Here is an 11,409-nt window from a genome sequence, read left to right on the forward strand (position 1 = left end):
TCCTTATCAGTAATGCTTCAGCATTCGGTTGATGGACTGTTCCAGCCAGTAGCGCTGGGTGCCGAAGTTAATACGCAGGTAGTTTTCGCCGTTTTGTACGTAGTGGCTGCCATCTTCAATGACCACGCCAGCCTGTTTTGCGAAATGTTGAGTTAGCGCCGTCGCACTGCGATCGTCCGCACTGACGTCTATCCAGGCGAGATACGACGACTCCGGGTTCATCATCTTCCATGCAGGGAAATGGGTCTGGATGGCATCCGCAAGGTAGCGGGCATTGCCGCGCAGATAACCATTCAGCGCGTCGAGCCATGGCAGACCTTGCTGATAAGCCAGAATAATTCCCCACACGCCGAAGATATTGGGCGAGGTAATGGAGTTCTTCTCCAGCTGCTGGCGGAAACGCTGGCGCAGCGAATCGTCTGGAATCATTGAGTAGGATGTTTTTAGCCCGCCAAGGTTGAAGGCTTTATTGGGGGAGGTCAGCACAATCAGGTTGTCCAGCTCGGCGCAGCCGGAGGTCAGACAGCTCACGAAATTGCCATCGAGAATATGTTCTGCGTGAACCTCATCGACCACCAGAATCGTGCCGTAGCGTTTACAGAGATCGGATACCTTGCGTATCTCATCCGCGCGCCAGATCCTGCCGGAGGGGTTATGCGGCGAGCAGAAGAACCACAGGGTGGGGCGGTGTGTTCGGAGCTGCTCTTCCACCCGATTAAAATCAAGGTGATAGCGGTTATTTTCCACACTTAGCGGGTTTGCAAGTACTTGCACTCCCTGTCGCTGTGTCGCCATCGCAAACGGGTCATACACCGGGGTGTTCATCATCACGCAGTCGCCGGGTTTGCAGAACGCCTGAACCGTATAGTGCAGCGTGGAAACGGTGCCGTAGGTCAGGGTGATCCATGACTTACGTACCTCAACCTGATGACGGGTGCGCTGGAAGGCGATGACCGCATCGTAGAATTCGTCGAAGCACCAGGTGTAACCGAAGGTGCCATGCTCCACGATGCGCTGGAAGCCTTCAATCACGGCGGGTGGCGAGGTGAAATCCATATCTGCTATCCACAGCGGGATAAATCCCTCCGGGACATCACCGAAACGCGAGCACACAAACGTATGATCCCATTTACGGCATTTATCGCTTTTACGCTCGATGATTTTATCGAAATCAAACACAACAACCCCCTGTTAGATTAAGGCTTCAATGCCGGATTTGACGCTCTGCACCTGCGGGCCGATGATCACCTGAACGCTGTGGGCATCAAGCACTACTACTGACAAGGCGCCCGCGGCCTTCAGCGCCTGCTGGTCGATAAGCCCCATATCTTTCACCACCAGACGTAAGCGGGTAATGCAGTTGTCGAGCGACTCAATATTCTCTTTACCGCCAAGCGCGCGAAGAATAAGCCCATGATCGTATTTCGATTTTCCACGTGCCCGGGTATTGGCTTCCACCGCCTGGAGCGCACCCTGCGCGTCAACCTCACGGCCCGGCGTTTTAATATCGTGCCTGAGGATGTACCAGCGGAAGACGAAGAAGTAGATAGCAAACCAGGCAATACCCACCGGGAACAGCAGATACCATTTGGTCGACATCCCCTGCATGACGCCGAAGATCAGCAGATCCAGAATGCCGCCGTCGGTGTTGCCGATGGTGACGCCGAGCAGCGCCATCACCATCAGCGCCAGGCCAGACATAACGATATGAAACGCGTAAAGCACAGGGGCAATAAACAGGAACAGGAACTCAATCGGCTCTGAAATACCCGTGACAACTGAAACCAGCACGCCTGAAAGCAGCAGCCCTTTAATCACCGGACGGTTTTCCGGGCGCGCGGTGCGGTAGATAGCGTAAGCCACGGCAGGCAGGCCGAAGATAAATGTCGGCATAAACCCTTGCGATAAAAATGCCGTAACGTGCGGGCTAAACGGCAGGCCAGCTTTCAGCTCGGCGTAGAAAATGTTCAGCGCACCGGCCACTTCCTGGCCGTTAACCATCTCAATGCCGCCCGCCGGGGTGAAGCGCACCATCGCCAGCAGGATGTGGTGCAGGCCAAAAGGTTTGAGCAGCAGTACGCCCACGCCATACAGGAATGGCCCAAAGACGCTGGTGCTCTGGATGATATGACCAATCCCGGCAATGCCCATTGCCACATATTCCCACAGCAGGGGGATAAACAAGCCGACCAGCGACAGGGTGAGGGCGGTAATGATGGGCACAAAACGAATGCCGCTAAAGAAGGCAAACGCGTCGTGCAGCACCGTGTCCTGGAAACGTTCGTGCAGGAAGTAGGTGATCACCCCTACCACAATGCCGCCGAGCACGCCCATCTCCAGCGTTTGAATGCCAAGCACAATGGATTGTCCCACCTGTCTCATGGTGGCGGCATCCGCAAGCTGGTGGGTGGCGGTCAGGTAGTAGTTGATGCTCATGTTCATCAGCATGTAGCCAACGAATCCGGCAAAAGCGCCCACCGCTTTATTACGTCTGGCAAGGCCCATCGGGATCGCCATGGCAAACATCAGCGGCAGATAGGTAAAAGCAAAGCCGCCGACCATGGCGATAAAACCAAAGGTGAGCTGCGTTAACTCGCCGCCCAGAAAGGGAAAACTTTTGATGGTGGAAGGGCTGGTGACAGAACTACCGATACCTAACAACAACCCCATAAAGGCCAACAGTGAGACCGGGAACATAAACGTCTTTCCCAGGCTCTGGAAAAACTCCCACGCTTTCGATTTAAACGACTTTTCCTGTGTCATGTAGGGACTCCTCGGTTTTTTAGGATAATGGAAGGCGCTGTCCGGCTTAAGGACGCGCCTTCATATTTGCGAGGCTTATAGTTATTTTTTTAGGTACTAACGTTATGCGCGATGGGTTCAGGCTTCAGCCGCAAGCAGCAGCCGGTTCGCCGAGCCGCAAACGGTGATTTTGCTTCTGACCACCTCTTTCATGGCATCCATGCCGACGCGCATGTAGAAGCGCGGATCGTTGCCCTGTGGGTTCTCGGCAAACCAGGCTTTGACTGCGTCAGAGAAGGCGATTTTCAGCTCTGTTGCGACGTTAACTTTGCAGACGCCCAGCTCAATGGTGCGGCGCACATCCTCATCCGGCACATCACTCGCACCGTGCAGCACCAGCGGCACTGTCACTACCTCGCGGATCTCGGCCAGCCGCTGGAAGTCGATTTTTGGCCGTTTGGTATAGAGACCGTGCGCGGTACCGATGGCAACGGCGAGGCTGTCTACGCCTGTCAGTTCGACAAAGCGTTTTGCTTCCTGCGGGTCGGTCAGGAACGCGCTTTCGGCGTCGACGCTCATGTCATCTTCCACCCCACCCAGTCGGCCCAGTTCGGCCTCGACGCTACAGTCGTTGAGGTGGCAGAAATCGACGACCGATTTCACCAGCTTGACGTTTTGTTCGAAGGGGTAATGGCTACCGTCGATCATTGCGCTACGTACGCCGGCATGGACTTTGCGGCGAATGTCGTCCAGCGATTCGTGGTGATCGAGGTGTAGCGCCAGCGGCATGTCATAAGTAAGGGAATATGCGCTGCACAAGGCGTAGATCTCTTCCAGCGCAATATGTTTAAACGTCCCCGGCGTACCCGCGAGGATCACCGGCGATCGCATTTCGCTACAGACTTCGAGGATCGCCTGGATCGTCTCGGCGTTATGGATGTTAAAGGCCGGAACGGCATAGCCCTTCGCCTGTGCGTCCTGCAAAAGATATTTGGTAGAAATAATACTCATGAGCCTGTCCTCTTAAGCCTGCCACGGATGAATAACGACGCCCTGGACCACACGGTTAACCGTACCGCTGGCGGATGGCGTATCCGGCGTATTGCCAACGTGCAGAGACTGGGTCAGTGCGAAGACCTGGGCGTACATCAGGAAGCAGAACGCCTGCTCCATATCGTTAAATGAACGGGAAGGCGGCAGCAGGATATGCGGGCCAGCTTCAATGACCGGATCCGTTTCGGCTGCAATGGCTACCACGCGCATGGCCTGACGATCGCGTCGCAATTCGGCGAGCAGATCCAGATCGTACTGACGTGTGTACGGATGGCTGGAGACAAACACGACGACCAGCGTTTCGTTGTCCACCAGCGACTTAGGCCCGTGACGGAAACCTGTTGGCGAATCGTAGAATGCCGCCAGCTTGCCGGCGGTCAGCTCCAGCACCTTCAGCGCAGACTCCCGTGCGGCGCCCTGTAATCCACCGCTGCCCAGATAAACAATGCGTTTCCACGGTTCGTTACCAAAGACGCCGGGACTGAAATCGCCAAGCGACGTGAGGATCGCCTGACAGCGATCGGACACGTCGCGGAACGTTTTGCTGTTGATCGTTTCCGGTGCGAATACCGCCAGGCAGCTCGCCATCATGGTGGTGATACTGCTTGTCATCGCGAACCCGCGATCGTGCGTTTCGGCTGGCATGAGCAGGGCGCAGGCGTTATCGCTGTCGACGGCATTCTGGTACAGGCTGCCTGCTTCATTACAGGTGATCGACAGGTGGTAGCACTCCGGTACAAACTGATTCGCCAGCTCAACGGCGGCGACGCTCTCCGGGCTATTGCCAGAACGGGCGAAAGAGACCAGCAGCAGCGGGTGCGAAGGGCTGAAATAATCCATCGGGTTGGTGACCAGATCGGTCGTAGGTATCGCGGTGATGTTTTTCCCCGTGTGGCTGGCAAGCCATGGCGCAATGATGTCGCCGATAAAAGCAGACGTACCCGCGCCGGTCAGAACGATCCGCAGATCGGGCTTGCGCAACAGTGGCGTCAGAAAACTGTCGATCGACGCGCGCAGATTATCAATATTGTTGAGCGAGCGAAGCCAGCTGGCTGGCTGCTGGCGGATCTCTTTTTCGGTCCAGGTGCCGGTGGTGGCGATAGTGGTTTGTGGCATAACTCAGTCCTTAGTCGTGTGAATTCCACATCAGACGCTGGCAAATGTGTCGCTATCTTTCGTTTCGTTTCACTTGTTCACTTTAGCAGTTAAATAAAATTTATAGAAAAGAAATCGAAAGTTCAATGGCGAAAAAGAAATAAAACGAAAAGTGTGATCGCGAAAGGAAAGGCGAAAATCAAGGAAAGGAAAAGAAAGGCCTTACGATCGTCTTCCGTAAGGCCAACAGGGCACACTGTGAAGGGGCTACAGGGAAAGAGCCTGACCCTGGATCCAGATCTGCCGGAGGTGTAAACCCGCATCCAGCGCAAGAACATTGGCGCGTTTGCCTGGCGCTAACGTTCCCAGCAGGTGATCCATACCGAGCAGACGAGCAGGATGCAGCGAGGCCATATGGATTGCGTTTTCTGGGGCGATCCCCGTATGCTCCACCATATTTCGCACGGCGGCATCCAGCGCGAGCGTGCTGCCCGCCAGCCCGCCTGAGGCCGTGCGGACAACGCCGCCCTGCATCTCGACATTTTCACCACACAACGTATAGCGCCCATCAGGCATACCCGCCGCCTGCATGGCATCGGTAATCAGTACCGTACGATCCTTCGCGCAGCAACAACATAGCCGCATGGCTCCAGGATGAACGTGATGCCCGTCGGCAATAAGCTCCAGCCACGCGCGTGGGTCCGTAAGCCCGGCGCCAACCATGCCGGGCTCCCGGTGGTGTAACCCCGTCATGCCGTTGTAGCAGTGCACCAGCCCGGCTGCGCCTGCATCAAATGCGGCGAGGGTTTGCGCGTATGTAGCGGCACTGTGGCCCAGCATGACGCGTATCCCTTTTTGCTTGAGGTGATGGATCGCCTTCAGGGCATCCACTTTTTCCGGAGCAAGCGCCACCACCCGCAGCGTGTTCTGCGAAACCGCAATCAGCTCATCAAGTTCCGCGAGATCCAGTTCGCGAAACAGTTCTGGCGGGTGCGCCCCTTTGTTCTGCGGTGTAAAGTACGGGCCTTCCAGATAGCTGCCCAGGATCTGCGCGCCGGGGCCACCGGCATGACAGCGCCGGGCAATGCGCCGTAACGCGCCATGGATCGCCTCCAGCGGAGCGGTGACGGTGGTAGGCAGAAACGCCCCCACGCCTTCACGCGCTTTGTGCATGGCTAACCGGTCCAGCACGTCGGGCGCATCATCCATCACATCCACACCCGCGCCGCCGTGGACGTGGATATCAATGTATGCCGGGCAAAGCAGGTCTGCCTCGCGGGTATTAACCCCTGCCGGAATCGGCTCGATGGCGGTGATGACGCCTCTATCCATACGCAGCTGATGGTCATCCAGCCAGCCCTGCCCGGTAAGCAGACGACGCGCGCGCAGCAGCTGGCTCATATCCCTTCCTCGGCGGGCGCTTCCTCGCGACAGCGTGCAAGTTCATCCACCAGGCTGGTCAGGCCGCGATGGCCGCACTCCAGCGCCTGCAAACGAAAGGCTTCACTGCTTAACCCGTCGCGCTCCAGAACCATCTCCAGCAAAAGCTGGAGATTGGTGCCGGTGATCACTTCGCTGCCGGGGCGCTGCATTGCGAGGGTAGAGGCCACACGAAACGGCGTACCGCCGAGAAGATCGGTGAGAAACACAATATCGTGCTCTGCATCCAGTTCATTCACTGCCTGCTCAAGCTGCCCGGTCAGCCGCGCAGTGGTGGAGCTTTCCGGAAAATCGATGGCGATAAACTGCGGCTGTTCGCCGAGGATTTGCTTCATCGCCTGTTCCAGCCCGCTGGCAAAACCGCCGTGACCCGTCAAAATAATGCCTAACATCGCAACCTCTTTGCTTTTTACAGGAAGTGACAGAATTTACCGACAACGCCCAGCACCACGGTGATACCAATCAGGCGCAGCGGGCTCCAGCCACGGCGTACCAGCCAGAACATGGTCAGGGTGTAGACCAGCGGCAGAAAGGCGGGCATCAGTTTGTCGATCACATCGGTTTGCAGTTTGACGACCGCATCCCCGGCTTTAATCTCGAGTGTGGTATTCAGGCGCACATAGGTTGCCACCAGCGCACCAATCACTGTCATCCCGACAATGGACGCAGCATGACCAACCTTTTTGGTGTTGGCCTTGATCAGCGGGATCGCGGCGACACCCATTCGGTAGGCATAGTGCGCCAGACCAAAACGCAGGCCGAGATGCACCACGTTAAACAGCACGATAAAGACCACCGCGCCAAGAATGGATCCCTGTAGCGCCAGGCTGGCGCCAATCCCCCCGCAGATGGGCAGCAGGGTCAGCCAGAACATGGCGTCACCAATGCCACCGAGCGGTGCGCCGACGGCAATTTTAGTGCTCTGGATGCTGTTCACATCCTGCTTGGAACGCTCCATTGCCAGAATAATGCCGATGACGAAGGTCACCAGGAACGGGTGGGTGTTAAAGAAGCCCATATGGCCTTTCATGGCGCGCGCCAGGTCCCGCTTATTGGTGTGGATCTTTTTTAGCGCGGGCAGTAGCCCATACAGCCAGCCGGAGGCCTGCATACGCTCGTAGTTAAACGAGGCCTGTAGCAGCATGGAACGCCAGGCGACACGGTTAATATCCTTTTTCGTTAGCTCAGCGCCAATACTCTGGTCTTCGTAGACGTTTTCATTCACGCCGGTCAGCAGTGTCTCTTCACTTTCAGACACGCCCGGCAGGGTGGTGTGATTAGATGCCATCTTCAAATTCCTCTTTCTGGGCCGCAGGCGCCGTGGGTTCAGGCGATTTGCGCAGCAGGTCGATCAGCGCCATCGCCAGCGCAGCCGCGGCAATCGCCAGCACCGGGAGTTTCAGCCAGGCCGCGGCGACAAAGCCGATAATGAAGTAAGGGATGTAAACGTTTTTCATCATGATCTTCAGCAGCACGGCGAAGCCGATCGCTGGCATGATGCCGCCCGCGACGCCGAGACCGTCGATCAGACGTTCCGGCAGCACGTCAATGGCGGTTTTCGCATGTTCAGCCCCGAAGTAGATGGGCAGAAATGCACACAGGAAGTAGAAGACGCCGAGCGCCAGCAGTGCCAGATAGTTGACCCGTTCAATACCACGGGTGTCTGCGTTAGCCGCCATGCGATCGCAACGGGACATCACGCCGGACATCACCGAGAAGAGGAAGGTGATCCCCATCTGAACCGCCACGGCAAACGGCACGGCGACCCCAACGGCGACATCCGGCTTCACGCCTGTAGTAATGGCAAATGTGGTGCCAACGATGGTGCCGATAATCACGTTTGGCGGCTGCGCGCCCGCCAGCGGCGCGAGTCCCATCCAGACCAGTTCTAACGTACCGCCGGTCAGAATTCCGGTGTGCAAATCGCCCAGAATCAGGCCAACCAGTGGCCCGAGCACCACCGGACGGTGCATGTGTGTTAAGCCGTTAAACATATCCAGGCCCGCTATAAAGGCGAGAAGCCCCAGCGCGAAAGCCTGCAACAGACTGATTTCCATTGTGAATCCCTCAGAGCAGTTTAAAGAGATCCAAAGCAGTCTCTGTTGGAACGCCCTGAACGAAGCATTCCACTCCGGCCGCCTTCAGGCCGTTAAACGCGGCGATATCGTTCGCGTCTACAGATACCGTTTTGGCAATTTGCTGTTTGCCACTGGCGTAATGCATATTTCCGACGTTAATACGGGTGATGGGCACGCCGCCCTCGACCAGCGTTAAAAAATCAGCCGGTGTTTTACAGACCAGCAGAATTTTCTGCCGGTCGGCGGCGCGATGAATGTTGTCGATCACTTTTTGCAGGGACCAGAAACGCACGGCGATGCCTTCCGCAAGCACCATCTCCATCAGGTTTTGCTGAACCGGATCGTCTGCAACCTCGTCATTTGCCACCAGCACCAGGTTCGCCCCCGCAAACCCCACCCACTGTACGCCCACCTGACCGTGGATCAGGCGTTCATCAATGCGGCATAAGACAATGTTTGGCATAGCGTTTTCCTCTTTTTAATTATGCGTGTTGAGTCGTTACGCCTTCGCAGGCGGCATGGTACTGCTGGAGTATGTCCTGAATGTGGTCGAGGATGAGTTCCCGTGGTGTGGACCTGAGAGCGCCATCGCGAACTTTGCTGTACTGCAACGGCAGATACTGGCTGATCAGCGGCAGCGGGATCGGTTCATCCGCCAGGTTGCGTACCAGCCGCTCAAAGGCGTCGTCAATCTGGCTGTCTGGCCAGTAATAGCGCACGCGGTCGGAATAGCTGTAACCGCGCGCCAGGCGACGGGCATTGCCGTCGCCGTGATAGTGGCTTTGCCAGTATTCCGGGCGATCGAGCATCACGTTTTCCAGGACGTGACGCAGCCCTGAGCAGGCTTTTGCCGGCAGCAGCTCTTCTTCAATTGCTGACAGTGAGAACAGCGCTTCGCGCAGCGCGAAGGTTAGCGCAGGGCCGACTTTCAGAATGGCGAAGTGATCTTTCACCAACTGGCGCAGCGCCTGCGGCGTCTGGTAATCGGTAGAGTGTGCTTCAAATACAAGCGTGTCGTAGGCTTCAACCATCTCGCTCAGCGCGACGGCTTTATGCGGTTGATAGTCACAAACCTGCGCATGGTCGAACTCAACGCCAGGCTGAACCACCAGGCCAATAATGCGCGGCCAGATGTCGCTTAACCCTTCCTTCTCGAATGCGTGGCGGTGTGCCTCAAGCGTGGCGCGTGCCGCCTCTGGCGTGGTGACCTCAAGCTCGGTCAGCGTCTCGTGTGCCCCACCGGGAACCGGAACTTCCGTGCCGATAACGTAGACCAGATCGGCTACGCCAAATTGCTCGAGACAGGTGGTTTCGGCAATTTTAGCCAGCCGAGCGGCACGCCCGGCAACGATTGCATCGGTTAACGGAACCGGGTCGTCTTCGCAGGACATGCTGCAATCGAGGTGAATTTTTTTAAATCCGGCCGCCACGTAGCTTCTGATCAGATCGTCGGCGTTCGCCATCGCCTGCGAAGCCGGCAGGTTTTGCCAGCGGTTTGGACCTAAATGATCGCCGCCAAGGATCAGCTGCAAGGTGGGGAAACCAAGAGATCCCGCCAGCTTGCAGACAAACCCATAAAAATCGGCGGGCGTCATACCGGTATAACCGCCAAACTGATCCACCTGGTTTGAGGTGGCTTCTATCAGCAGGGGCGTCTGTTGTGAATGGGCGTAACGTAGTGCAGCTTCAAGTACCAGTGGATGTGCGGAACAGACGGCATAAATCCCGTTTGTATTCCCCCGTTTATGTTGTTCCACCATTTCTGTCAGATGTTTCACTTTCCTCTCCATTTCGGATGGTGTTGGTATTCATCTTTCGTTTTGTTTCATTTGATACTGCATTATGGTGAGGTAAAAATAAAACGAAAGATAATAGTTTTCCGATCTGTTTCACAAAAGAAACATAATGAAAGGTTTCAGCGGCGATTAAGCTTGCGTCCGCACACCATACAGGGCTTGCATTCCCTCAAAAGAAAGGCGTTAATAAGCAAAACGAAATGAAACGAAAGTGTATTTACTAAGGAGCTCGTATGAGCAGCACCGATTCATCCGCAGAGAAGCGCATCACCGGCACCAGTGAAAGGCGAGAGCAGATCATTCAGCGGTTGCGGGCGCAGGGAAGCGTGCAGGTTAACGATCTTTCTCTTTTATTCGGCGTGTCGACGGTGACGATCCGTAACGATCTGGCCTTTCTGGAAAAGCAGGGGATTGCCGTTCGCGCTTACGGCGGCGCGCTGATTTGCGAAGGCAATGCCCCCGGCGTGGAGCCGTCCGTTGAGGACAAAAGTTCCCTTAATACGGCAGTGAAGCGCAGCATCGCGCAGGCGGCGGCTGAACTGGTGAAGCCGGGTCACCGCATTATTCTGGACTCCGGCACCACAACCTTTGAAATTGCCCGCATGCTGCGCCAGCACACCGATGTCATTGCCATGACCAACGGGATGAACGTGGCAAACGCGCTGCTGGAAGCGGAGGGCGTGGAGCTGCTGATGACCGGCGGGCACTTGCGCCGTCAGTCGCAGTCCTTCTACGGCGACCAGGCGGAGCAGTCCTTACAGAATTACCATTTTGACCTGCTGTTCCTGGGCGTCGATGCCATCGATCTCGACCGGGGGGTAAGTACGCACAACGAGGATGAAGCCCGTCTGAACCGCAAAATGTGCGAGGTGGCGGAGCGTATTATCGTTGTCACTGACTCCAGCAAGTTTAATCGTTCAAGCCTGCATAAAATCATTGATACTCAGCGGATCGACATGATTATCGTTGATGAAGGCATTCCGGCGGAAAGCCTTGAAGGATTACGCAAAAGCGGGATCGATGTGGTGCTGGTCTAAAGAGGCTTTTCCCCTCACCCTAACCCTCTCCCCATAGGGAGAGGGTTCCCCAGTAATTTGAAAGCAAAAGCGATAACGTTGCCTCAGAATAACTGAGGGCTTTCAGCGATGCCTCGGTCCGGCTGTAAATCGCTGAGGCGTTTCCTGGAGGCCGGGGCGAGGCGCAGG

Annotated in this window: 11 protein-coding genes; 1 reads left to right on the forward strand and 10 read right to left on the reverse strand. The window is 56.3% G+C overall.

Translation table 11 applies throughout. The features are described 5' to 3' along the window. Positions 1–6: 6 nt before the first annotated feature. From IM290_RS03130 to kbaZ, 10 genes are all read right to left on the reverse strand, one after another. Positions 7–1,179, reverse strand: coding sequence for a MalY/PatB family protein (locus IM290_RS03130; protein WP_193041858.1), 1,173 nt, complete (start codon positions 1,177–1,179; stop codon positions 7–9). A 12-nt stretch (positions 1,180–1,191) separates the two neighbouring features. Then, positions 1,192–2,763 carry a maltose/glucose-specific PTS transporter subunit IIBC gene (malX, locus tag IM290_RS03135; RefSeq protein ID WP_017382443.1) on the reverse strand — a complete coding sequence of 524 codons (1,572 nt, stop codon included), beginning with the start codon at positions 2,761–2,763 and terminating at the stop codon, positions 1,192–1,194. 117 nt (positions 2,764–2,880) lie between these two features. Continuing rightward, a complete protein-coding gene (gene kbaY, locus IM290_RS03140; protein ID WP_032669107.1) occupies positions 2,881–3,753 on the reverse strand; it encodes a tagatose-bisphosphate aldolase subunit KbaY in 873 nt (290 codons plus the stop codon). 12 nt (positions 3,754–3,765) lie between these two features. Continuing rightward, positions 3,766–4,911 (reverse strand): SIS domain-containing protein, encoded by a 1,146-nt coding sequence (locus IM290_RS03145; protein ID WP_032104421.1) that lies wholly within the window; start codon positions 4,909–4,911, stop codon positions 3,766–3,768. Positions 4,912–5,157: 246 nt separating this feature from the next. Beyond that, positions 5,158–6,291 (reverse strand): N-acetylglucosamine-6-phosphate deacetylase, encoded by a 1,134-nt coding sequence (nagA, locus tag IM290_RS03150; protein WP_017382442.1) that lies wholly within the window; start codon positions 6,289–6,291, stop codon positions 5,158–5,160. After that, positions 6,288–6,722 carry a PTS galactosamine/N-acetylgalactosamine transporter subunit IIA gene (agaF, locus tag IM290_RS03155; protein WP_032104425.1) on the reverse strand — a complete coding sequence of 145 codons (435 nt, stop codon included), beginning with the start codon at positions 6,720–6,722 and terminating at the stop codon, positions 6,288–6,290. Before agaF ends, nagA begins: the two co-directional genes overlap by 4 nt. A gap of 17 nt (positions 6,723–6,739) precedes the next feature. Next, on the reverse strand, positions 6,740–7,618 hold the full coding sequence (gene agaE, locus IM290_RS03160) for a PTS N-acetylgalactosamine transporter subunit IID (protein WP_017693933.1): 879 nt from the start codon (positions 7,616–7,618) through the stop codon (positions 6,740–6,742). Beyond that, positions 7,608–8,387 carry a PTS N-acetylgalactosamine transporter subunit IIC gene (gene agaW, locus IM290_RS03165; protein ID WP_003861730.1) on the reverse strand — a complete coding sequence of 260 codons (780 nt, stop codon included), beginning with the start codon at positions 8,385–8,387 and terminating at the stop codon, positions 7,608–7,610. The genes agaE and agaW overlap by 11 nt, the downstream gene beginning before the upstream one ends. 10 nt (positions 8,388–8,397) lie before the next feature. Further along, positions 8,398–8,871 carry a PTS N-acetylgalactosamine transporter subunit IIB gene (agaV, locus tag IM290_RS03170; protein WP_003861728.1) on the reverse strand — a complete coding sequence of 158 codons (474 nt, stop codon included), beginning with the start codon at positions 8,869–8,871 and terminating at the stop codon, positions 8,398–8,400. Positions 8,872–8,890: 19 nt separating this feature from the next. Next, positions 8,891–10,198 (reverse strand): tagatose-bisphosphate aldolase subunit KbaZ, encoded by a 1,308-nt coding sequence (kbaZ, locus tag IM290_RS03175; RefSeq protein WP_193041859.1) that lies wholly within the window; start codon positions 10,196–10,198, stop codon positions 8,891–8,893. 239 nt (positions 10,199–10,437) lie between these two features. On the opposite strand from kbaZ, the gene IM290_RS03180 reads away from it, so the two are divergent. Beyond that, a complete protein-coding gene (locus IM290_RS03180; protein ID WP_017693937.1) occupies positions 10,438–11,241 on the forward strand; it encodes a DeoR family transcriptional regulator in 804 nt (267 codons plus the stop codon). Positions 11,242–11,409 lie beyond the last annotated feature (168 nt).

This window comes from Enterobacter cloacae complex sp. S1, assembly GCF_014930525.1.
GTDB classification, from domain to species: domain Bacteria; phylum Pseudomonadota; class Gammaproteobacteria; order Enterobacterales; family Enterobacteriaceae; genus Enterobacter; species Enterobacter hormaechei_C.